Source organism: Escherichia sp. Marseille-Q3837, assembly GCF_916618735.1.
Taxonomy (GTDB): Bacteria; Pseudomonadota; Gammaproteobacteria; order Enterobacterales; family Enterobacteriaceae; genus Escherichia; species Escherichia ruysiae.
The window spans coordinates 79,885-103,021 of record NZ_CAKAKC010000001.1; the positions used below are offsets into that span (position 1 = coordinate 79,885).

Here is a 23,137-nt window from a genome sequence, read left to right on the forward strand (position 1 = left end):
ACTACCAGGCGAGAAACAACGCCGTTAGTGTAGCAAAATCAGAATGCGATTTAATACTCGAACCAATTGTGCTTGAGGACAAAAGGGGGATTCTTTTGTTGCTGATGCCAGAGGCTACTGACTTCAGGTGCTCCTGATGCCACGATATGCTCTCGAAATGCCGCACTGGACATTGTCTCCCGACAGGGGAGCATCTGCTCAATTAACGGTAACGTCACCCCAGAAATGACTTCACAACGAGAATGCTTGTGGCTTAATAACGACGCAACACGATAAGGTGCAGCGCCTGCTATATCGGTTAAAAAAATCACCCCATCGCCAGAATCAGTTTCATGCAGAGCATCGCACATCATGCGGCTGAGCATATTTGAACTTAACCCGCGCCAGAAATTCACTGCCCGACACTGGATAAGTGCGCCATGTTTTTTTTCCAGCGCATCCAGTATCTCTTGCGCCCTATCGTCGTGACAGGTAATAACCCAACCTAACATCGCTTTCCTCCTTAGCCGAAAATCAGTCTACCCTGACCAGTATTGATAAAGGGTGATAGCCGTCAAAACTCCCCTCCCCCGTATCCGGAGGAGAGGAGAGCGACTTAGCTACGCAAGCCGCGCCCACGCTGGATCAGCGACCAGCAGATCAGATAAAACGCAATAATAAAAACAACCAGCACGCCAAAAGTCGTGACCAGCGGCACATCATTAATGCCGAGGAAGCCGTAGCGGAATCCACTGATCATATAAACGATTGGGTTCAGGTGCGACAGTCCCTGCCAGAACGGCGGCAGCAAAGTCAGGGAGTAAAAGACCCCGCCCAAATACGTGAGTGGCGTTAATACAAAGGTTGGCACCAGACTGATGTCATCGAACGTTTTGGCAAACACACCGTTCAGCAAACCCGCAAGGGAGAACAACACCGCCGTGAGCACCAGTGTTAAGGCAACGAATACCCACGAATGCACCTGAAACGGCACAAAGAACAGCGAAATCGCCGTCACCAGAATGCCAACAAACAGCCCACGCGCCACGCCGCCGCCGACATATCCGGCGATAATCACGTGCGTTGGAACCGGAGCGACCAGCAACTCTTCAATATTACGCTGGAACTTTGCACCAAAAAATGATGAAGCGACGTTGGCGTAGGCATTGGTGATCACCGACATCATGATCAGCCCCGGCACGATGAACTGCATATAGCTGAAGCCATGCATATCACCAATGCGCGAACCAATCAGGTTGCCGAAGATAATAAAATAAAGGGTCATGGTGATGACCGGCGGCACCAGCGTCTGCACCCAGATACGCATAAAGCGATGAATTTCTTTCGCCCAGATGCTTTTTAACGCCACCCAGTAAAGATGCATCATGCGCGATCTCCTTGTTTTTCATTAACCAGTGAAACAAACAGCTCTTCCAGACGGTTAGCTTTGTTACGCATACTTAATACCTGAATGCCCTGCTCGCTTAACTGCGTAAACACACTGTTGATCCCCTGCTCACGCAGCACTTCAACTTCCAGCGTCGCGGTATCGACCAGTCGATACTGATAGCCATCGAGCTTCGGTAACGGGCTTTTCGGTGCGAGATCGAGAATAAAGGTTTCCGATTTCAGCTTCGCCAGCAGCGCCTTCATCGAGGTATTTTCCACCAGCTCACCGTGCTGAATAATGCCGATATTGCGGCACAGCATTTCTGCTTCTTCCAGGTAGTGTGTGGTGAGAATGATGGTGGTGCCTTTGTCGTTTAAATCCTTCAAAAAGCCCCACATTGAGCGGCGAAGTTCAATATCCACGCCTGCGGTCGGTTCGTCGAGAATCAGTAGTTTAGGTTCATGCATTAACGCACGGGCAATCATTAAACGGCGCTTCATCCCGCCAGATAACATGCGCGCACGTTCGTTACGCTTTCCCCATAGATCGAGCTGTTTAAGATACTTTTCGCTACGGATGTACGCTTCTTTGCGCTCTACACCGTAGTACCCCGCCTGATTTACCACAATTTGCTGCACGGTTTCAAACGGGTTGAAGTTAAATTCCTGCGGCACCAGCCCCAACTGGCGTTTGGCATTAACGACATCTTTTTCAAGATCGTAACCAAATACGCTGACGCGCCCAGAGGTCTTATTTACCAGCGAGCTGATAATACCGATAGTGGTCGATTTCCCGGCCCCATTCGGCCCCAGAAGCGCATAAAAATCACCCGCCTCGACCTGCAAATCTATTCCACGAAGCGCCTGAACGCCGCCTGGATAGGTTTTTTTAAGCTGTTGAAGTTCCAGTGCAATGGTCATAAATTTTTACTTACCTTACGTTCTTACACTTTATCTGTGGTTTAAATCGTCCCGGAGTTGCCCTATATTAGCCAAACGTAATTATTTGGTTACAGGTCGTTAACCTCCATGAAAGACATAGATACACTCATCAGCAATAATGCACTATGGTCAAAAATGCTGGTGGAAGAGGATCCCGGGTTTTTTGAGAAACTGGCACAAGCGCAAAAACCGCGCTTTCTATGGATTGGATGTTCCGACAGTCGCGTTCCTGCAGAACGTTTAACCGGTCTTGAGCCGGGCGAACTCTTTGTTCACCGTAATGTTGCTAACCTGGTCATTCACACCGATCTAAACTGCCTCTCCGTGGTTCAGTATGCAGTGGATGTTCTCGAAGTTGAACATATTATTATCTGTGGCCACTATGGTTGCGGCGGCGTGCAAGCTGCTGTTGAAAACCCGGAACTGGGGCTTATCAACAACTGGCTGCTGCACATCCGCGATATCTGGTTCAAACATAGCTCATTGCTCGGCGAAATGCCGCCAGAGCGTCGTCTGGATACCCTGTGCGAACTGAACGTAATGGAACAGGTATATAACCTGGGTCACTCCACCATTATGCAATCAGCGTGGAAACGCGGGCAGAAAGTCACCATTCACGGCTGGGCTTACGGCATTCACGACGGCTTATTGCGTGACCTGGATGTCACAGCCACCAACCGCGAAACCCTGGAGCAACGTTACCGTCACGGGATTTCCAACCTCAAGCTGAAGCACATCAATCACAAATAAATTCGCCATGCCGGATGCAACACATCCGGCAAATCCGCACTTACTCGTCCAGCAGAATCACTTTGCCGATATACGGCAGATGGCGGTAACGCTGTGCGTAATCAATACCGTAACCCACCACAAACTCATCCGGGATCGAGAAACCGATAAATTCTACCGGCACGTTCACTTCACGGCGGGACGGTTTATCCAGCAGCGTACAAATCGCCAGCGACTTCGGTTCGCGCAGGCTTAAGATTTCACGCACTTTCGACAGTGTATTCCCCGAGTCGATGATATCTTCAACAATCAGCACGTCCTTGCCACGGATATCTTCATCCAGATCTTTGAGGATTTTCACATCACGGGTGGTGGACATGCCGCTACCGTAGCTGGAGGCGGTCATAAAGTCGACTTCATGAGATACCTGAACTTCACGGCACAGGTCCGCCATAAACATAAATGAGCCACGCAGCAGACCCACCAGCACCATATCGCTGCCGCTGTCTTTGTAACGCTCAGTAATCTGACGACCCAGTTCGGCGATACGCGCTTTAATCTCCGCTTCGGGGATCATTACTTCTACAGTATGTTTCATATCTCTAACCATATGATTTAAAAACAAATCACTTCGCACGGGCAGGTTTTGGCACCGCAACAAAGCGCAAGACACGCAGTATACCAGTAAAACGATTCATTCGCGGAATCTGTTAATAAAGCTCGAATTGTGATGACGATCACACATGTTAAAACCTATAATTAATTGCTACTAAAATATTAATGAATTGAAATGGTGTCTCTTTATGGCAATTAACAATACAGGCTTGCGACGATTACTCGTCACGCTAACAGCCCTTTTTGCAGCTCTTTGCGGGCTGTATCTTCTCATTGGCGGAGGCTGGCTGGTCGCGATTGGCGGCTCCTGGTACTACCCTATTGCAGGCCTTGTGATGCTCGGCGTCGCCTGGATGCTGTGGCGCAGTAAACGCGCCGCGCTTTGGCTATACGCGGCTCTGCTGCTCGGCACTATGATTTGGGGCGTCTGGGAAGTTGGTTTCGACTTCTGGGCGCTGACTCCGCGCAGCGACATTCTGGTCTTCTTCGGCATCTGGCTGATCCTGCCGTTTGTCTGGCGTCGCCTGGTCATTCCTGCCAGCGGCGCAGTTGCCGCACTGATGGTCGCACTGCTGATTAGTGGCGGAATCCTCACCTGGGCCGGATTTAACGATCCGCAGGAAATCAACGGCACCTTAAGCGCCGATGCCACGCCAGCAGAAGCTATCTCCCCCGTTGCCGATCAGGACTGGCCTGCCTATGGCCGCAATCAGGAAGGCCAACGCTTTTCGCCTCTGAAGCAAATTAACGCCGATAACGTCCACAACCTGAAAGAAGCCTGGGTATTTCGCACGGGTGATGTGAAACAGCCGAACGATCCGGGCGAAATCACCAATGAAGTGACGCCAATTAAAGTGGGCGATACGCTTTACCTGTGTACTGCTCACCAGCGTCTGTTTGCACTCGATGCCGCCAGCGGCAAAGAGAAATGGCATTACGATCCTGAGCTGAAAACCAACGAGTCTTTCCAGCACGTAACCTGTCGTGGCGTCTCTTATCATGAAGCCAAAGCAGAAACCGCTTCGCCGGAAGTGATGGCGGATTGCCCGCGTCGTATCATTCTTCCGGTCAATGATGGTCGCCTGATTGCGATTAACGCTGAAAACGGCAAGCTGTGCGAAACCTTCGCCAATAAAGGCGTGCTCAATCTGCAAAGCAATATGCCGGATACCAAACCGGGTCTGTATGAGCCGACTTCGCCGCCGATTATCACCGATAAAACCATCGTGATGGCTGGTTCAGTCACCGATAACTTCTCAACCCGCGAAACGTCTGGCGTGATCCGTGGTTTTGATGTCAACACCGGGAAGCTGCTGTGGGCCTTTGATCCGGGCGCGAAAGATCCGAACGCGATCCCGTCTGACGAACACACCTTTACCTTTAACTCGCCAAACTCGTGGGCACCTGCGGCCTATGACGCGAAGCTGGATCTGGTGTATCTGCCGATGGGCGTGACCACGCCAGATATCTGGGGCGGTAACCGCACACCGGAACAGGAACGTTATGCCAGCTCGATTCTGGCGCTGAATGCCACTACCGGGAAACTGGCGTGGAGTTACCAGACCGTTCACCACGACCTGTGGGATATGGATCTTCCGGCACAGCCGACGCTGGCGGATATCACCGTTAATGGTCAAAAGGTGCCGGTCATTTACGCTCCGGCGAAAACTGGCAACATTTTTGTGCTCGATCGTCGTAATGGTGAACTGGTGGTTCCTGCACCGGAAAAACCGGTTCCACAAGGCGCAGCGAAAGGCGATTACGTCACCCCTACCCAACCGTTCTCTGAACTGAGCTTCCGTCCGACGAAAGATTTAAGCGGTGCGGACATGTGGGGCGCCACCATGTTTGACCAGCTGGTGTGCCGCGTAATGTTCCACCAGATGCGCTATGAAGGCATTTTCACCCCACCATCTGAACAGGGTACGCTGGTCTTCCCGGGTAACCTGGGGATGTTCGAATGGGGCGGGATTTCCGTTGATCCGAATCGTGAAGTGGCAATTGCCAACCCAATGGCGCTGCCGTTTGTTTCGAAACTGATCCCACGCGGTCCTGGCAACCCGATGGAACAGCCGAAAGATGCCAAAGGCACGGGTACGGAATCCGGTATTCAGCCGCAGTACGGCGTGCCGTATGGCGTCACGCTTAACCCGTTCCTTTCACCGTTTGGTCTGCCGTGTAAACAACCAGCATGGGGTTACATCTCGGCACTGGATCTGAAAACCAATGAAGTGGTGTGGAAGAAACGTATTGGTACGCCGCAGGACAGTATGCCGTTCCCGATGCCCGTTCCGGTGCCGTTTAATATGGGTATGCCGATGCTCGGCGGACCAATCTCCACGGCGGGTAACGTGCTGTTTATTGCCGCTACGGCAGATAACTACCTGCGCGCTTACAACATGAGCAACGGTGAAAAACTGTGGCAGGGTCGTCTACCAGCGGGCGGTCAGGCAACACCGATGACCTATGAAGTGAATGGTAAGCAGTATGTGGTGATCTCCGCAGGCGGTCACGGTTCATTTGGTACGAAGATGGGCGACTATATTGTGGCTTATGCGCTGCCGGATGATGTGAAATAACCATAATGCCCGGAGAGATCCGGGCATATTTCCGAATACGTATTTTTACACCGTAAACCCTAACATCATCCCCGTATCTTCATGCTCCAGCAGATGGCAGTGCGCCATATAAGCATGTTCTTTCGGTGCGTCGTGATTAAACTTCACCAGCACTTCACTGACATTGCCTTCTACTTTAACGGTATCTTTCCAGCCTGCGCGATGCGTCGCTGGCGGTTTGCCATTTTCTGACAAGATACGGAACTGCGTACCGTGGATATGGAACGGATGCAGCATCATGTCACCCACGCCAGAAATAACCCAACGTTCGTACTGTCCTTTCGCCGCCGCAAACATCGGCTTGTTCATATCAAACGCCTGACCGTTGATTTTATTGGCATGGTGGGAATCGAACTTCCCGCCGTGGCTCATATGATTCATATTACCGTGCCCCATATGCCCCATCATCTGGCTGTGATCCATCCCGGCCATCGCCTGATCGCCATATTTCTCCATCAGCATCTGCATCCCCATCATATCGAGCATCGGATCCATAGAGAGTTGCAGCTTGCGTACCGTTAATCCGTCCAGCGAAGGTAAAGCAGGCAGGCTACTTAATGTGTCAGGTAAGGCACCTGAAGCACTAATGGCAATCGGCTGAATACGCATTACCGGATGCGGCTTATCAAACGGCGCAATCGCCATTCCCATCTGGCTGACCGGCAGCGTCACCAGATCAAACGGTTTGTTGTCGTTAACCTCCACCAGCACTTCAAAACGCTCGCCCATCAGCACCGGCAGTTCGCTCACCTTCACCGGTTCAGGCAGCAGACCACCATCGCTGGCAATCACATACAGCGGGCGATTGTCGCTGGTGGCGAAATTGAGCGAGCGGGCATTACAGCCATTAAGCAAACGCAGGCGCAGCCAGCCACGCGGTGCAGCGTGTTGCGGGTAAATAGCGCCGTTGGTCAGCAGCGTATCGCCAAACCAGCCCACGGCGGCGGTCATCACATCCAGTTGATAATCAATCTGCCCGTCGGCGTTAAATTTTTTATCCTGAACGATCACCGGGACATCATCGATACCCCACTGTTTCGGCAGCATTAATTTCAGGATCTCGTCATCTTCAATCACTACCAGTCCTGCCAGCCCCATCGCCACCTGACGCCCGGTTTTGCCGTGTTGATGCGGATGGAACCAGCAAGTGGCGGCAGGTTGATCAACGTTCAGCGTCACCGTGCGTTTACCGCCAGGCGGAATAATCCCCTGCGGGCCGCCGTCCACTTCACCCGGCACTTCCAGCCCGTGCCAGTGCAACGTCGTCTCTTCCGCCAGTTGGTTATAGATATCAACCGTTACCGCTTTGCCGCGCTGTAATTTCACCGCCGGCCCCAGCAGATTGCCGTTGTAACCCCAAGTGGTCGCCGTTTTCCCGGCAAAGCTGGACTGGCCTTCACCAATAGTTAACTGAATACGATTACGGGCATCGGTCGTGAGCAAATCAGGGATCGGTAACGTTGGACGATCCGCCGCAAATACTGCGCGGCTCCACAGTGGCAAAGCCGAAGCCACGCCCAGCGCGACGGAATATTTTAAGAAATCACGACGTTGCATAGTTATTTCCTTATTCTTAAGCAGGCGAAACAAAATCAAACGTTGAGCATAGTCCTTCCCCTTACAGGAAGGTCAAGCCACAGACACAATTTAATCCACAATAATGGTCGTCGCCTCGCTCGCAGTGTGCTAACGTTTATCATCTTTAAGTCCTGGTAGAAGCAATGAAGACGTTTTTCAGAACAGTATTATTCGGCAGCCTGATGGCTGTATGCGCAAACAGTTACGCGCTCAGCGAGTCTGAAGCCGAAGATATGGCCGATTTAACGGCAGTGTTTGTTTTTCTGAAGAACGATTGCGGTTACCAGAACTTACCTAACGGGCAAATTCGTCGCGCACTGGTCTTTTTCGCCCAGCAAAACCAGTGGGATCTCAGCAATTACGACACCTTCGATATGAAATCTCTCGGTGAAGATAGCTATCGCGATCTCAGCGGTATTGGCATTCCTGTCGCTAAAAAGTGCAAAGCCCTGGCTCGCGATTCCTTAAGCCTGCTTGCCTACGTCAAATAATCCCTGATACCTTTTTGTAGAAATATTGACCGTGCATCTGCGGTCAATGTTAGCTATTATGTTGCGCCCTTTTTTTACGGGTGTTAACAAAGGAGGTATCAACCCATGGCCGAAAAAAAACGGTGGCATGAAACGCTACACGACCAGTTTGGGCAGTACTTTGCTGTAGATAATGTTCTGTATCATGAAAAGACCGATCACCAGGATCTGATCATTTTTGAGAACGCCGCATTTGGTCGCGTGATGGCGCTGGATGGTGTAGTACAAACCACCGAGCGCGACGAGTTTATCTATCATGAGATGATGACCCACGTTCCTCTACTGGCTCACGGTCACGCGAAACATGTGCTGATCATCGGCGGCGGCGACGGTGCCATGCTGCGTGAAGTGACCCGACATAAAAACGTTGAGTCAATCACGATGGTGGAAATCGATGCGGGTGTCGTGTCGTTCTGCCGTCAGTATCTGCCCAACCATAATGCCGGTAGCTACGACGATCCACGCTTTAAACTGGTGATCGATGATGGTGTCAATTTCGTTAATCAAACCAGCCAGACCTTCGACGTAATTATCTCCGACTGCACCGATCCTATCGGTCCCGGCGAAAGCCTGTTTACCTCAGCATTTTATGAAGGTTGCAAACGTTGCCTGAATCCTGGCGGTATTTTCGTCGCGCAGAACGGTGTCTGCTTTTTACAGCAGGAAGAGGCCATCGACAGCCATCGCAAACTCAGCCATTACTTCAGCGACGTTGGCTTTTATCAGGCGGCGATCCCGACCTATTACGGCGGCATCATGACCTTTGCATGGGCAACAGATAACGACGCCTTACGCCATCTCTCTACCGAAATTATTCAGGCGCGTTTTCTCGCCTCTGGCCTGAAATGCCGTTATTACAACCCGGCAGTCCATACGGCAGCTTTTGCCTTACCTCAGTATCTGCAAGACGCACTGGCTTCACAGCCGTCCTAAGGAGAAGATAAGAAATTGAAAAAACTGAAACTGCATGGCTTTAATAATCTGACCAAAAGTCTGAGTTTTTGTATTTACGATATCTGCTACGCCAAAACTGCCGAAGAGCGCGACGGTTATATTGCTTATATCGATGAACTCTATAATGCCAACCGTCTGACCGAAATCCTGTCAGAAACCTGTTCCATTATCGGGGCCAATATTCTTAACATCGCCCGCCAGGATTACGAACCACAGGGTGCCAGCGTCACTATTCTGGTGAGCGAAGAGCCGGTTGATCCGAAACTTATCGACAAAACAGAACACCCCGGCCCGCTGCCAGAAGCCGTGGTTGCCCATCTCGATAAAAGTCATATTTGCGTACATACCTACCCGGAAAGTCATCCTGAAGGCGGTTTATGTACCTTCCGCGCCGATATAGAAGTTTCCACCTGCGGCGTGATTTCTCCGCTGAAGGCGCTGAATTACCTGATCCACCAGCTTGAGTCCGATATCGTAACCATTGATTATCGCGTGCGCGGTTTTACCCGCGACATTAACGGTATGAAGCACTTTATCGACCATGAGATTAATTCGATTCAGAACTTTATGTCTGACGATATGAAGGCGCTGTATGACATGGTGGATGTAAACGTCTATCAGGAAAATATCTTCCATACCAAGATGTTGCTTAAAGAGTTCGACCTTAAGCACTACATGTTCCACACCAAACCGGAAGATTTAACCGACAGCGAGCGCCAGGAAATTACTGCTGCGCTGTGGAAAGAAATGCGCGAGATTTATTACGGGCGCAATATGCCAGCCGTTTAACGGCTCTGGCGGAGCTCCCAGGCTCCGCCAGATTTATTTACTTCTGCTGCACGAAATTACGGTAAGCCGCCACCACCTGCAGAAAATCCTCAACGCCGCATAGCGACAGGCTTTCTTCGTCGTAGTAGTTCATCCCCTCTTCCATTTCATCGCCAGCGAATTCCAGTTGATTGGCGCGAATCATCACCTCTTCGCCGTCCATCCATAGCGTGTACTCATGCCCTGCCCGCTGCCAGGAACGTTCGCTACCTTTGAGCGTGCGCGCGGCGTCTTCCACTTCATCAAGCAAGGCCAGGTTTTCTTTCACCTCTTCATTAAACCAGTGCCCGACCACTTCATGCCCCATGGACATACGCACCTTTACCACTCCGGTAATATCGCGCAGAAATTCATAATCCATAGTGTGTTCCTCTGCTCCCGGCAATGCGCCGAAATCGCATTGCGCCATTGATGTAATTATCGCAGCCTTACCGGAGAAAAACAGCGGAACGGCGATGGTTTAGAAATAAAAAATGCCCGGGAATCTCATTCACCGGGCATTGTGTTGTTTATGCGCAGCGCGTGCGCTTACTTATTAAACCGCAGTCTGGAAAATCACCCCGTCCGCTTTTTCGGTGTACTGAGAAAGCTGGTTGAAGTTCAGATAACGGTAAGTATCAACGGCAGTTTTATCTACCTGCGCAACATAGGTCTGGTACTCTTCCGGCGTTGGCAGTTTGCCAAGAAGTGCCGCGACAGCAGCCAGTTCCGCAGAAGCCAGGAAGACGTTCGCGCCAGTACCCAGACGGTTCGGGAAGTTACGGGTAGAGGTGGAAACCACCGTCGCACCGTCTGCCACACGCGCCTGGTTACCCATACACAGGGAACAGCCAGGTATCTCTATACGCGCACCGCTCTTACCGAAGACGCTGTAGTAGCCTTCTTCGGTCAACTGCGCGGCGTCCATACGGGTTGGCGGTGCCACCCACAGGCGGGTCGGCAACTGACCTTTGTGCGCATCCAGCAGTTTACCAGCGGCACGGAAGTGACCGATGTTAGTCATGCAAGAACCGATAAACACTTCGTCGATCTTCTCGCCCTGTACCGCAGACAGCGGACGTGCGTCATCCGGGTCGTTCGGTGCACAGAGGATAGGTTCTTTGATATCAGCCAGATCGATGTCAATCACCGCTGCATATTCCGCATCCGCATCGGCTTCCAGCAGCTCAGGATTCGCCAGCCATTTTTCCATGCCCTGAATACGACGTTCCAGGGTACGACGATCGCCGTAACCTTCCGCGATCATCCACTTCAGCAGGACGATGTTGGAGTTCAGGTATTCGATGATCGGTTCTTTGTTCAGCTTGATGGTACAACCGGCAGCAGAACGCTCGGCAGACGCATCGGTCAGTTCAAATGCCTGCTCAACTTTCAGATCCGGCAGACCTTCAATTTCCAGGATGCGACCAGAGAAGATGTTTTTCTTGCCTTTCTTCTCAACGGTCAGCAGACCTTGTTTGATCGCATACAGCGGAATGGCGTGTACCAGATCGCGCAGGGTGATTCCCGGCTGCATCTTGCCTTTGAAGCGCACCAGAACGGATTCCGGCATATCCAGTGGCATCACGCCAGTTGCGGCAGCAAATGCCACCAGACCAGAACCCGCCGGGAAGGAGATACCAATCGGGAAACGAGTATGGGAGTCACCACCCGTACCCACGGTATCTGGCAGCAGCATACGGTTCAGCCAGGAGTGGATTACGCCGTCACCCGGACGCAGCGACACACCGCCACGGTTCATAATGAAGTCCGGCAGTGTGTGGTGTGTGTTAACGTCAACCGGCTTCGGATAAGCCGCAGTGTGACAGAAAGACTGCATCACCAGGTCAGCCGAGAAGCCCAGGCACGCCAGGTCTTTCAGTTCATCACGAGTCATTGGGCCGGTGGTGTCCTGAGAACCGACCGAAGTCATTTTCGGCTCACAGTAAGCGCCCGGACGAATGCCTTTAACGCCACAGGCACGCCCCACCATTTTCTGCGCCAGCGAGAAGCCGCGATCGCTCTCAGCGACATCTTTCGCCTGACGGAAAACATCACTCTGCGGCAGGCCAAGTGCTTCACGCGCTTTGGTGGTCAGGCCACGACCGATAATCAGCGGAATACGGCCTCCCGCACGCACTTCATCAATCAGCACGTCGGTTTTCAGTTCGAAGGTCGCCAGCAGTTCGTTGGTTTCGTGGTTACGCACTTCACCTTTGTACGGATAAACGTCAATCACGTCGCCCATGTTCAGGCTGGAAACGTCCACTTCAATTGGCAACGCACCGGCATCTTCCATCGTGTTAAAGAAGATTGGTGCAATTTTACCGCCGAGGCACAAACCACCGCCGCGTTTGTTCGGCACATGTGGAATATCATCGCCCATAAACCACAGTACGGAGTTAGTGGCGGATTTACGCGAAGAACCAGTCCCTACAACGTCACCCACGTAGGCCAGCGGGAAACCTTTTTGTTGCAGAGCTTCGATCTGTTTGATCGGTCCAACAACGCCTGGCTGGTCTGGCTCGATGCCTTCACGGGCGTTTTTCAACATCGCCAGGGCGTGCAGTGGGATATCCGGACGCGACCATGCATCCGGTGCCGGAGAGAGGTCATCGGTGTTGGTTTCACCGGTCACTTTGAAGACGGTAACGGTCAGTTTTTCAGCCAGCGCCGGGCGATTCAGGAACCATTCGGCATCTGCCCAGGACTGCATAACCTGCTTCGCATATTTGTTGCCGGCTTTGGCTTTTTCTTCTACATCATAGAAGTTATCGAACATCAGCAGCGTATGAGACAGTGCTTTGGCGGCAATTGGCGCCAGTTTGGCATCATCCAGCGCATCGATCAGCGGATGAATGTTGTAACCACCCTGCATGGTGCCCAGCAGTTCAATGGCTTTTTCTGGAGTCAACAGTGGGGATTTGGCTTCGCCTTTCGCGACAGCAGCAAGGAAACCAGCTTTTACATAGGCGGCTTCATCGACGCCAGGGGGAACACGGTTGGTTAACAGATCTAACAGGAATTCTTCTTCGCCCGCAGGCGGGTTTTTCAGCAGCTCTACAAGCGCGGCCATTTGGTTTGCATCCAGGGGCTTGGGCGCAATCCCCTCAGCGGCACGCTCAGCTACGTGCTTACGGTATTCTTCTAGCACGACGGTTCTCCTCGCTCTCATTGTCATAGTGCGGCAGGCGATTCTCTTCACGCTCCTGTGAGACAGCAGTTTGTAGGGTAAATGCCCAGTACCGCAACGGGCAGAATAGCAGGATTTTGACGATGTGTTAATCCGTTTACAAAAAAGCAACATAAAAAAGTGGCTGAATCGTTAAGGATGGTCTAGAGATTGTTTCCCTTCGTAAAAACTTCGTTAATTCGCAGAGTGATAATCACCTTTATCAACGAATCCCAAGATTAGTCAAAATTTAAACTACCGCCTCTTTATACTCGGATTCACAGCACCTGCGGGTGGCAGTTCGCCGACCATTGCGATTTCCTTGAGATCCGAATTATGAAAATGACTTTGCCGTTTAAACCCCATGTGCTGGCGCTAATTTGCAGTGCCGGGCTTTGTGCCGCTTCCGGTGCTTTGTATGTAAAAAGCCGCACTGTGGAAACGCCTATAGAAGCGCAAACTGTGCCTGTTGTCACTACAGCTACGCTTCCAGCAACGGTTTCCGCGCCGCCAGTAGTACCTGCCGTCGTTAAATCTACATTCAGCACTGCGCAAATTGATCAATGGGTCGCGCCTGTCGCACTGTACCCCGATTCTCTGCTTTCACAAGTGTTAATGGCATCAACCTATCCGACAAACGTTGCTCAAGCAGTGCAATGGTCGCACGATAATCCACTTAAACAAGGCGATGCTGCTATTCAGGCGGTATCTGACCAGCCGTGGGATGCCAGCGTCAAATCACTGGTGGCGTTTCCACAGTTGATGGCATTGATGGGCGAAAACCCGCAGTGGGTGCAAAACCTGGGCGATGCGTTTCTGGCACAGCCGCAGGACGTGATGGACTCGGTACAGCGTTTGCGTCAACTGGCGCAACAAACCGGGTCGCTGAAGTCATCAACCGAACAGAAAGTCATTACGACAACGAAGAAAGCTGTACCGGTAAAACCGGCTGTCGCGCCTTCCGCCATACAATCCAATACCGTTTCAACAGCCAGCCCCGTCATTACAGAACCTGCACCGACCGTAATAACCATCGAACCAACCAATCCGGATGTGGTTTATATTCCCAACTATAACCCGACCGTGGTTTACGGGAACTGGGCCAATTCCGCGTATCCGCCGGTTTACCTGCCGCCGCCAGCCGGAGAACCGTTTGTTGACAGCTTTGTGCGCGGTTTCGGCTACAGCATGGGCGTCGCTACTACATACGCGTTATTCAGCAGCATCGACTGGGATGACGACGATCATGACCATCATCATGACGATGATGATTATCATCACCACGATGGCGGTCATCGTGACGGCAACGGCTGGCAACACAACGGTGACAACATCAATATTGACGTCAACAATTTCAACCGTATCACCGGTGAGCATCTTACTGATAAGAATATGGCATGGCGGCACAATCCAAACTACCGTAATGGTTTGCCTTATCATGATCAGGATATGGCAAAGCGGTTTCATCAAACCGATGTCAGTGGCGGCATGAGCGCCACGCCGCTTCCTGCACCGTCGCGCGACAGTCAGCGTCAGGCAGCGGCAAGTCAGTTTCAGCAACGAACACACGCCGCACCAGCCATTACGCGAGATACGCAACGTCAGGCTGCGGCACAACGGTTTAATGAAGCGGAACACGATGGCAATTATGAAGATTTTCGCGAGTTCAGCCGTCGCCAACCACTGACCCAGCAGCAAAAGGATGCCGCTCGTCAGCGTTATCAGTCGGCCTCACCTGAACAGCGCCAGGCGTTCCGTGAGAGAATGCAGACTAACCCGCAGAACCAGCAGCGAAGAGAGGCGGCGCGTCAGCGTATTCAGTCCGCTTCACCTGAGCAGCGCCAGGCAGTCCGCGAGAAAATGCAGACTAACCCGAAGAACCAGCAGCGAAGAGATGCAGCGCGTGAGCGTATTCAGTCCGCATCACCAGAGCAGCACCCACTCAACCAACAGCAACGTGATAACGCCCGCCAGCGTATTCAATCGGCATCTCCTGAACAACGTCAGGTTTTTCGGGAGAAAGTTCAGGAGAACCGCCCGCAACGTCTAAACGACAGTAACCGTACTGCCAGGCTGAATAACGAGCAACGGTCTGCGGTACGTGAACGGTTGTCTGAGCGTGGAGCAAGAAGACTGGAAAGATAAATTGCAGGCGTAAAAAAAGCGGCGTTGTTAGCCGCTTAAGACTGATGACAAACATCGAATCGCCCGATGCGCAAGCTTATCGAGCCTACACGGCACCTGCAATGTATTGAATTTGCATGATTTTGTAGGCCGGATAAGGCGTTTACGCCGCATCCGGCATCAACAACGAGCACTTTGTCAACAATCTGAAGCGGCCAGAATAGCCGCTTCTTAATTTGCCGGATGTTCCGGCACACGAAGAATTACTTCTTCTTCGCTTTCGGGTTCGGCAGGTCAGTGATGCTACCTTCGAATATTTCTGCCGCCAGACCCACAGACTCATGCAGAGTCGGGTGCGCGTGGATGGTCAGCGCGATGTCTTCCGCGTCACAACCCATTTCGATTGCCAGACCGATTTCACCCAGCAGCTCACCGCCGTTAGTACCGACAATTGCACCACCGATCACACGGTGAGATTCTTTGTCGAAAATCAGTTTGGTCATACCGTCTGCGCAGTCGGAAGCGATAGCACGACCAGAAGCAGCCCACGGGAAGGTGGCGGTTTCGTAGCTGATGCCTTTCTCTTTCGCTTCTTTCTCAGTCAGACCTACCCATGCAACTTCTGGTTCGGTATAAGCGATAGACGGGATAACTTTCGGATCGAAGTAGTGTTTCTTACCTGCGATAACTTCAGCAGCAACGTGACCTTCGTGAACACCTTTGTGTGCCAGCATCGGCTGACCGACGATATCGCCGATAGCAAAGATGTGCGGTACGTTGGTACGCAGTTGTTTATCAACGCGGATGAAGCCACGGTCGTCCACTTCCACGCCTGCTTTACCTGCGTCGAGGTTTTTACCGTTCGGCACACGACCAATCGCTACCAGCACGGCATCGTAACGCTGCGGTTCAGCCGGTGCTTTTTTGCCTTCCATCGTCACATAAATACCGTCTTCTTTCGCTTCAACGGCAGTAACTTTGGTTTCCAGCATCAGGTTGAATTTCTTGCTGATACGCTTGGTGAAGACTTTAACGATGTCTTTGTCAGCCGCAGGGATAACCTGGTCGAACATTTCAACCACGTCAATCTGTGAACCCAGCGCGTGGTATACGGTTCCCATTTCCAGACCGATGATACCACCACCCATAACCAGCAGGCGTTCTGGTACTTCTTTCAGTTCCAGCGCGTCAGTGGAGTCCCAGATACGCGGATCTTCATGCGGAATAAACGGCAGTTGGATCGGGCGAGAACCCGCTGCGATGATCGCGTTATCGAAGTTGATCACGGTTTTACCGTTCTCACCTTCAACTTCCAGGGTGTTCGCCCCGGTGAATTTACCCAGACCGTTGACCACTTTGACTTTGCGGCCTTTCGCCATACCAGCCAGACCACCGGTCAGCTGATTGATCACTTTCTCTTTCCAGGTACGAATCTTGTCGATATCGGTTTTCGGTTCACCGAAGACGATACCGTGTTCAGCCAGAGCTTTGGCTTCTTCGATAACTTTCGCTACGTGCAGCAGTGCTTTAGAAGGGATACAGCCGACGTTCAGGCAAACACCGCCGAGGGTGTTGTAGCGTTCTACGATTACGGTTTCCAGACCTAAATCAGCGCAACGGAAGGCAGCAGAATAACCTGCGGGGCCTGCCCCAAGTACCACGACCTGAGTTTTGATTTCAGTACTCATCATGACCTCTATTTATTTATCTCCGGCGGTCATACCCGTCGTCTTTCAGGCCGCAGCGGCGTTAGCTTCACGCCCTCACCCCAGTCACTTACTTATGTAAGCTCCAGGGGATTCTGGCGCTTGCTACCTTGCTGCACCCAGAAATCCATAGGGTATGTGAAGTAATACCCTAACCACCACCGGGTCGTTCTATCCGTCGGTATTTTACAAAATTGTTAACAATTTTTAAACAACAAACGGCAACCGATTTGTCTATTCGCTAATAATCTCAATACATTCATGAGATTACCAGAAAAAAGCCGGCCGATGGGCCGGCTCTTTTATTTACATCACCAGACGGCGAATGTCAGACAGCGTGTTGTTAATGATGGTAATGAAACGGGCACCATCAGCACCGTCGATCACGCGGTGGTCGAAGGAGAGAGAGATCGGCAGCATCAGACGCGGCACGAACTCTTTACCATTCCACACCGGCTCCATCGCGGACTTAGAAACGCCGAGGATAGCCACTTCCGGCGCGTTCACAATCGGCGCGAAGTGGGTAGTACCCAGGCCGCCGATGCTGGAGATGGTGAAGCAACCGCCCTGCATTTCGCCCGCAGTCAGCTTACCGTCACGCGCTTTCTTAGAAATAGTCATCAGCTCGCGAGACAGCTCGATGATGCCTTTCTTGTTGACGTCTTTGAATACCGGAACAACCAGACCGTTCGGGGTATCCACCGCCACACCGATGTTGATGTATTTCTTCAGGGTCAGACGCTGACCGTCCTCCGACAGCGAACTGTTGAAGCGAGGCATCTGCTCAAGTGCCGCAGCAACGGCTTTCATGATGAAGACAACTGGGGTTATCTTCACATCCAGCTTACGTTTCGCTGCTTCTTCGTTCTGCTGTTTACGGAACGCTTCCAGCTCGGTGATATCGGTTTTGTCGAAGTGAGTAACATGCGGGATCATCACCCAGTTACGGCTCAGGTTAGCACCAGAGATTTTCTGAATGCGGCCCAGTTCCACTTCTTCAATTTCACCAAACTTGCTGAAGTCCACCTTCGGCCACGGCAACATGCCAGGGATACCGCCGCCAGTCGCTGCCGGAGCCGCTTCTGCACGTTTGATAGCTTCTTTCACGTAAGCCTGAACGTCTTCGCGCAGGATACGACCTTTACGGCCAGTGCCCTTCACTTTCGCCAGGTTAACGCCAAACTCACGTGCCAGACGGCGGATCAGCGGAGTCGCGTGAACGTAAGCGTCGTTTTCAGCAAATTCAGATTTGCCTTCCGCTTTCGCAGCCGGTGCTACTGCCGGGGCTTCAGCTTTTGCTGCTGGAGCCGGAGCTGCCGCTTCCTGTTTCACCGGAGCTGCCGCAGGCGCTGCGCCTTCAACTTCGAAGATCATAATCAGCGAGCCAGTTTTCACTTTATCGCCAACGTTGACTTTCAGTTCCTTCACGACGCCCGCGAACGGAGCCGGAACTTCCATAGAGGCTTTGTCGCCTTCTACGGTGATCAGTGACTGTTCAGCGGCAACTTTGTCGCCCACTTTCACCATCACTTCGGTCACTTCAACTTCGTCACCGCCGATATCCGGAACGTTAACTTCTTTCACGCCAGCCGCTGGTGCAGGTGCTGCTGCCGGAGCCGCTTCCTGTTTAGCCGCCGGAGCCGGAGCTGCCGCACCTGCTTCACCCGCAACTTCGAAGATCATAATCAGCGAGCCGGTAGACACTTTGTCGCCAACGTTCACTTTGATCTCTTTCACGGTGCCTGCAAACGGCGCCGGAACTTCCATAGAAGCCTTGTCGCCTTCAACGGTGATCAGCGACTGTTCAGCTTCAACTTTATCGCCCACTTTCACCAGGATTTCGGTCACTTCGACTTCGTCGCTGCCGATATCCGGAACGTTAACATCTTTTGCCGCCGCTGCCGCTGGTGCTGCTGCCGGAGCGGCTTCTTTCTTCTCTTCTGCCTGAGCAGGTGCAGCGTCAGCTGCACCGTCGGCGGAATCGAAAATCATAATCAGTGCGCCGGTCTGGGTTTTGTCGCCAACAGAGACTTTGATCTCTTTAACGATACCCGCCTGCGGAGACGGTACTTCCATAGAGGCTTTGTCGCCTTCTACGGTGATCAGCGACTGTTCGGCTTCAACTTTGTCGCCCACTTTGACCAGGATCTCGGTGATTTCAACTTCATCAGCCCCGATGTCCGGTACTTTGATTTCGATAGCCATTATTCTTTTACCTCTTACGCCAGACGCGGGTTAACTTTTTCTGCATCGATGTTGAATTTGGCGATTGCGTCAGCAACCACTTTCTTATCGATTTCGCCACGTTTAGCCAGTTCGCCCAGCGCCGCAACCACTACGTAGGAAGCATCAACTTCGAAGTGGTGACGCAGGTTCTCACGGCTGTCGGAACGACCGAAGCCATCAGTACCCAGGACGCGGTAGTCGTCAGCCGGTACGTAAGTACGGACCTGCTCAGCGAACAGTTTCATATAGTCGGTAGATGCCACTGCCGGAGCGTCGTTCATCACCTGAGCGATGTACGGAACGCGCGGAGTTTCCAGCGGGTGCAGCATGTTCCAGCGTTCACAATCCTGACCATCACGCGCCAGTTCGGTGAAGGAGGTCACGCTATAGACGTCAGAACCTACGCCGTAATCTTTCGCCAGGATCTGTGCTGCTTCACGGACGTGACGCAGGATAGAACCGGAGCCCAGCAGCTGAACTTTACCTTTGCTACCTTCAATGGTTTCGAGTTTGTAGATACCTTTACGGATACCTTCCTCAGCACCTTCCGGCATTGCCGGCATGTGGTAGTTTTCGTTCAGCGTGGTGATGTAGTAGTAAACGTTCTCTTGTTTTTCACCGTACATACGCTCCAGACCGTCATGCATAATGACAGCAACTTCGTAAGCGTAAGCCGGGTCGTAAGAGATACAGTTCGGGATAGTCAGCGACTGAATATGGCTGTGACCATCTTCGTGCTGCAGACCTTCACCGTTCAGGGTGGTACGACCGGAAGTACCGCCGATCAGGAAGCCACGCGCTTGCTGGTCGCCAGCCGCCCAGCACAGATCGCCGATACGCTGGAAGCCGAACATCGAGTAATAGATGTAGAACGGAATCATCGGCAGATTGTTGGTGCTGTAAGAGGTCGCCGCTGCCAGCCAGGAACAACCTGCGCCCAGCTCGTTGATCCCTTCCTGCAGAATCTGACCTTTCTCGTCTTCTTTATAGTAAGCAACCTGCTCGCGGTCCTGCGGGGTGTACTGCTGACCGTTCGGGCTGTAAATACCAATCTGACGGAACAGACCTTCCATACCGAAAGTACGAGCTTCATCGGCGATGATCGGCACCAGGCGGTCTTTGATCGACTTGTTCTTCAGCATCACGTTCAGGGCACGAACGAAAGCGATAGTGGTAGAAATCTCTTTGCTCTGCTCTTCCAGCAGCGCGCCGAAGTCTTGCAGGCTCGGCAGCTCAAGCTTCTCGGTGAAGTTCGGCTGACGGCTTGGCAGATAACCGTGCAGTTTCTGACGCTGAGCGTGCAGATAGGTATGCTCTTCAGAACCTTCCGGGAAGGTGATGTACGGCAGTTTTTCGATATCTGCATCAGACACCGGCACATTGAAACGGTCGCGGATGTGACGCACGCCGTCCATGTTCATTTTCTTAACCTGGTGCGCGATGTTTTTACCTTCAGCCGCGTCGCCCATGCCGTAACCTTTAATGGTATGAGCAAGGATTACTGTCGCTTTGCCTTTGGTTTCCTGCGCTTTCTTAAATGCAGCGTAGATTTTCTTCGGATCGTGACCACCACGGTTCAGTGCCCAGATCTGCTCGTCAGTCCAGTCTGCAACCAGTGCTGCGGTTTCAGGATATTTACCGAAGAAGTGTTCACGAACGTACGCACCATCTTTCGATTTGAAGGTCTGATAGTCGCCGTCAACGGTTTCGTTCATCAGCTGGATCAGTTTACCGCTGGTATCTTTACGCAGCAGTTCATCCCAACGGCTACCCCACATCACTTTGATCACGTTCCAGCCAGCACCTTCGAAGATGCCTTCCAGTTCGTTGATGATCTTGCCGTTACCAGTTACCGGGCCGTCAAGACGCTGCAGGTTACAGTTGATAACGAAGACCAGGTTATCCAGTTTTTCACGGGTAGCGATGGTGATCGCACCTTTGGATTCCGGTTCGTCCATTTCACCGTCGCCGAGGAACGCGTAAACGGTCTGTTTAGAGGTATCTTTCAGGCCACGGTGTTCCAGATATTTCAGGAATTTAGCCTGGTAAATAGCACCAATCGGACCCAGACCCATAGATACGGTCGGGAACTGCCAGAATTCCGGCATCAGTTTCGGGTGCGGATAGGAAGAGAGGCCATTGCCGTGAACTTCCTGACGGAAGTTATCGAGCTGCTCCTGAGTCAGACGACCCTCCAGGAAAGCACGAGCGTAAACGCCCGGGGAGATGTGACCCTGGAAGTAAACCAGGTCGCCGCCATCCTGCTCGTTGCGTGCACGGAAGAAGTGGTTAAAGCACACATCATAAATGGTTGCGGAAGACTGGAAGGATGCCATGTGGCCGCCCAGTTCCAGATCTTTTTTGGATGCACGCAGAACCGTCATGATGGCGTTCCAGCGGATAGCTGAACGAATACGGCGTTCCAGTTCCAGATTACCCGGATACTCCGGTTGTTCTTCAACGGGGATGGTGTTGATGTAGTTGCTGACGCCGGTGCCTGCGGCTACGTTGACTCCGCCTTTGCGGGCTTCAGCAAGCAGTTGGTCGATCAGATACTGAGCACGCTCAACACCTTCTTCACGGATGACCGATTCGATCGCCTGGAGCCAGTCGCGAGTTTCGATCGGATCCACGTCATTTGGGAAACGTTCTGACATGGGTTATTCCTTATCTATCTAATAACGTTGAGTTTTCTGGAACCTGTCCCATTGAACTCTCACCGGAAAGCTCAATAAGACAGGTTCTACGTTTAGTTGCCGCGCTTTTATATGCGCTTGATTTACAACATCTTCTGGCTAATTTTCACCAGAAAAATCACTAATTCTTTCGTTGCTCCAGACGGCGCAGAGAACGCTCACGGCGACTCTCTTCACGGCTTCTGTCGAGCAAAATTTCTTCGATAAAGGCCAGATGGCGATGTGATGCTTCGCGCGCTTCTTCCGGCTTACCGGCCATAATCGCTTCGAATATGCGGGTGCGGTGACTACTCACCAGCGGCAGCATCTCGCGACGCGAATAGAGCAATTCGAAGTTCTGACGGACATTCTGAGCCAACATCGGCTCCATACACCTTAGCAGATGAAGCAGAACCACATTGTGGGCCGCTTCGGTGACGGCAATCTGATACTGGAGTACGGCGTTTGATTCCGCGTCCAGATCGCCAGACTGCTGCGCCAGCTCTATGGCGTGATGGAGTTCACGGATGCGTTCCTTGTCTTCATCGGTACTACGCAGCGCGGCGTAATAAGCGGCGATACCTTCCAGGGCGTGTCGTGTTTCGAGCAAGTCATACTGTGATTCAGGATGGTCGGAGAGCAGCTCCACCAGCGGATCGCTGAAACTTTGCCAGAGGCTGCTCTGGACAAAAGTGCCGCCACCCTGGCGACGAAGCAACAAGCCCTTCGCTTCGAGACGTTGAATCGCCTCACGCAAGGAGGGACGGGAGACGTCGAACTGTTTCGCCAGTTCGCGTTCCGGTGGGAGTTTTTCGCCCGGACGAAGTGTGCCTTCGAGGATCAAAAACTCCAGTTGCTGCTCAATCACATCGGAGAGTTTTGGTTGGCGGATTTTGCTGTAGGCCATGAGTTCCTGTCTTAAGCCACTTGCCGAAGTCAATTGGTCTTACCAATTTCATGTCTGTGACGCTAAAGTAACAAAGTATTCACCTCATGTCCATACAGGTTTTGATTGAAATCATGAAACTGTGCACATTTTAACAACTTGACACATATGACGTTTCAAAGTTGTAACTATGCACAAATGTAGACT

17 protein-coding genes are annotated in these 23,137 nt (G+C 52.1%); 6 read left to right on the plus strand and 11 right to left on the minus strand.

Features of this window, described 5'->3' with window-relative positions; translation table 11 throughout:
* Positions 1 to 50: 50 nt before the first annotated feature.
* From LG381_RS00375 to LG381_RS00385, 3 genes are all read right to left on the minus strand, one after another.
* Complete coding sequence (locus LG381_RS00375; protein ID WP_000901973.1) at positions 51 to 491, minus strand: PTS sugar transporter subunit IIA; 441 nt, start codon at positions 489 to 491, stop codon at positions 51 to 53.
* A 104-nt stretch (positions 492 to 595) separates the two neighbouring features.
* Positions 596 to 1,366, minus strand: coding sequence for an ABC transporter permease (locus LG381_RS00380; protein WP_000972201.1), 771 nt, complete (start codon positions 1,364 to 1,366; stop codon positions 596 to 598).
* Positions 1,363 to 2,289, minus strand: a complete 927-nt coding sequence (locus LG381_RS00385; RefSeq protein WP_000150637.1) for an ABC transporter ATP-binding protein — start codon at positions 2,287 to 2,289, stop codon at positions 1,363 to 1,365. Before LG381_RS00385 ends, LG381_RS00380 begins: the two co-directional genes overlap by 4 nt.
* 108 nt (positions 2,290 to 2,397) lie before the next feature.
* Between LG381_RS00385 and can the strand changes: the two genes are divergently transcribed.
* The gene (can, locus tag LG381_RS00390; protein ID WP_000651596.1) at positions 2,398 to 3,060 is read left to right on the plus strand and encodes a carbonate dehydratase; all 663 of its coding nucleotides are present in this window, start codon (positions 2,398 to 2,400) and stop codon (positions 3,058 to 3,060) included.
* A 40-nt stretch (positions 3,061 to 3,100) separates the two neighbouring features.
* On the opposite strand, the gene hpt is transcribed toward can, so the two are convergent.
* On the minus strand, positions 3,101 to 3,637 hold the full coding sequence (hpt, locus tag LG381_RS00395) for a hypoxanthine phosphoribosyltransferase (RefSeq protein ID WP_000683335.1): 537 nt from the start codon (positions 3,635 to 3,637) through the stop codon (positions 3,101 to 3,103).
* Between the two features lie 205 nt (positions 3,638 to 3,842).
* On the opposite strand from hpt, the gene gcd reads away from it, so the two are divergent.
* On the plus strand, positions 3,843 to 6,233 hold the full coding sequence (gene gcd, locus LG381_RS00400; RefSeq protein ID WP_225761896.1) for a quinoprotein glucose dehydrogenase: 2,391 nt from the start codon (positions 3,843 to 3,845) through the stop codon (positions 6,231 to 6,233).
* A gap of 45 nt (positions 6,234 to 6,278) precedes the next feature.
* Here gcd and cueO read toward each other — a convergent pair whose 3' ends face one another.
* A complete protein-coding gene (gene cueO, locus LG381_RS00405) occupies positions 6,279 to 7,829 on the minus strand; it encodes a multicopper oxidase CueO (RefSeq protein ID WP_225761897.1) in 1,551 nt (516 codons plus the stop codon).
* Positions 7,830 to 7,993: 164 nt separating this feature from the next.
* Between cueO and LG381_RS00410 the strand changes: the two genes are divergently transcribed.
* The 3 genes from LG381_RS00410 to speD all read left to right on the plus strand — a co-directional run bounded on the left by LG381_RS00410 (position 7,994) and on the right by speD (position 10,123).
* Complete coding sequence (locus tag LG381_RS00410; protein ID WP_000846617.1) at positions 7,994 to 8,341, plus strand: YacC family pilotin-like protein; 348 nt, start codon at positions 7,994 to 7,996, stop codon at positions 8,339 to 8,341.
* Between the two features lie 105 nt (positions 8,342 to 8,446).
* Complete coding sequence (speE, locus tag LG381_RS00415; protein ID WP_000818482.1) at positions 8,447 to 9,313, plus strand: polyamine aminopropyltransferase; 867 nt, start codon at positions 8,447 to 8,449, stop codon at positions 9,311 to 9,313.
* A gap of 15 nt (positions 9,314 to 9,328) precedes the next feature.
* Positions 9,329 to 10,123, plus strand: a complete 795-nt coding sequence (gene speD, locus LG381_RS00420; protein WP_194154610.1) for an adenosylmethionine decarboxylase — start codon at positions 9,329 to 9,331, stop codon at positions 10,121 to 10,123.
* A 37-nt stretch (positions 10,124 to 10,160) separates the two neighbouring features.
* Here the strand turns inward: speD and yacL are convergent, their stop codons facing one another.
* Complete coding sequence (yacL, locus tag LG381_RS00425) at positions 10,161 to 10,523, minus strand: protein YacL (RefSeq protein WP_010350025.1); 363 nt, start codon at positions 10,521 to 10,523, stop codon at positions 10,161 to 10,163.
* Positions 10,524 to 10,697: 174 nt separating this feature from the next.
* The gene (acnB, locus tag LG381_RS00430) at positions 10,698 to 13,295 is read right to left on the minus strand and encodes a bifunctional aconitate hydratase 2/2-methylisocitrate dehydratase (protein WP_010345366.1); all 2,598 of its coding nucleotides are present in this window, start codon (positions 13,293 to 13,295) and stop codon (positions 10,698 to 10,700) included.
* A 354-nt stretch (positions 13,296 to 13,649) separates the two neighbouring features.
* On the opposite strand from acnB, the gene LG381_RS00435 reads away from it, so the two are divergent.
* Positions 13,650 to 15,458 carry a DUF3300 domain-containing protein gene (locus LG381_RS00435; RefSeq protein WP_225761898.1) on the plus strand — a complete coding sequence of 603 codons (1,809 nt, stop codon included), beginning with the start codon at positions 13,650 to 13,652 and terminating at the stop codon, positions 15,456 to 15,458.
* Between the two features lie 242 nt (positions 15,459 to 15,700).
* Here LG381_RS00435 and lpdA read toward each other — a convergent pair whose 3' ends face one another.
* From lpdA to pdhR, 4 genes are all read right to left on the minus strand, one after another.
* Positions 15,701 to 17,125 carry a dihydrolipoyl dehydrogenase gene (gene lpdA / locus LG381_RS00440; protein WP_000102484.1) on the minus strand — a complete coding sequence of 475 codons (1,425 nt, stop codon included), beginning with the start codon at positions 17,123 to 17,125 and terminating at the stop codon, positions 15,701 to 15,703.
* Positions 17,126 to 17,449: 324 nt separating this feature from the next.
* Positions 17,450 to 19,348: a pyruvate dehydrogenase complex dihydrolipoyllysine-residue acetyltransferase gene (gene aceF / locus LG381_RS00445; RefSeq protein WP_225761899.1), complete on the minus strand. Its 1,899-nt coding sequence runs from the start codon at positions 19,346 to 19,348 to the stop codon at positions 17,450 to 17,452.
* Positions 19,349 to 19,362: 14 nt separating this feature from the next.
* Positions 19,363 to 22,026, minus strand: a complete 2,664-nt coding sequence (gene aceE / locus LG381_RS00450) for a pyruvate dehydrogenase (acetyl-transferring), homodimeric type (RefSeq protein ID WP_000003836.1) — start codon at positions 22,024 to 22,026, stop codon at positions 19,363 to 19,365.
* Positions 22,027 to 22,186: 160 nt separating this feature from the next.
* Positions 22,187 to 22,951, minus strand: a complete 765-nt coding sequence (pdhR, locus tag LG381_RS00455; protein ID WP_000331776.1) for a pyruvate dehydrogenase complex transcriptional repressor PdhR — start codon at positions 22,949 to 22,951, stop codon at positions 22,187 to 22,189.
* Positions 22,952 to 23,137 lie beyond the last annotated feature (186 nt).

Coding starts and splice junctions, on each gene's coding strand:
- can (WP_000651596.1), top strand. CDS start 2,398: ATGAAAGACATAGATACACTCATCAGCAATAATGCACTATGGTCAAAA.
- lpdA (WP_000102484.1), bottom strand. CDS start 17,125: ATGAGTACTGAAATCAAAACTCAGGTCGTGGTACTTGGGGCAGGCCCC.
- LG381_RS00410 (WP_000846617.1), top strand. CDS start 7,994: ATGAAGACGTTTTTCAGAACAGTATTATTCGGCAGCCTGATGGCTGTA.
- speE (WP_000818482.1), top strand. CDS start 8,447: ATGGCCGAAAAAAAACGGTGGCATGAAACGCTACACGACCAGTTTGGG.
- LG381_RS00385 (WP_000150637.1), bottom strand. CDS start 2,289: ATGACCATTGCACTGGAACTTCAACAGCTTAAAAAAACCTATCCAGGC.
- LG381_RS00435 (WP_225761898.1), top strand. CDS start 13,650: ATGAAAATGACTTTGCCGTTTAAACCCCATGTGCTGGCGCTAATTTGC.
- cueO (WP_225761897.1), bottom strand. CDS start 7,829: ATGCAACGTCGTGATTTCTTAAAATATTCCGTCGCGCTGGGCGTGGCT.
- aceF (WP_225761899.1), bottom strand. CDS start 19,348: ATGGCTATCGAAATCAAAGTACCGGACATCGGGGCTGATGAAGTTGAA.
- LG381_RS00380 (WP_000972201.1), bottom strand. CDS start 1,366: ATGATGCATCTTTACTGGGTGGCGTTAAAAAGCATCTGGGCGAAAGAA.
- hpt (WP_000683335.1), bottom strand. CDS start 3,637: ATGAAACATACTGTAGAAGTAATGATCCCCGAAGCGGAGATTAAAGCG.
- yacL (WP_010350025.1), bottom strand. CDS start 10,523: ATGGATTATGAATTTCTGCGCGATATTACCGGAGTGGTAAAGGTGCGT.
- gcd (WP_225761896.1), top strand. CDS start 3,843: ATGGCAATTAACAATACAGGCTTGCGACGATTACTCGTCACGCTAACA.
- aceE (WP_000003836.1), bottom strand. CDS start 22,026: ATGTCAGAACGTTTCCCAAATGACGTGGATCCGATCGAAACTCGCGAC.
- LG381_RS00375 (WP_000901973.1), bottom strand. CDS start 491: ATGTTAGGTTGGGTTATTACCTGTCACGACGATAGGGCGCAAGAGATA.
- pdhR (WP_000331776.1), bottom strand. CDS start 22,951: ATGGCCTACAGCAAAATCCGCCAACCAAAACTCTCCGATGTGATTGAG.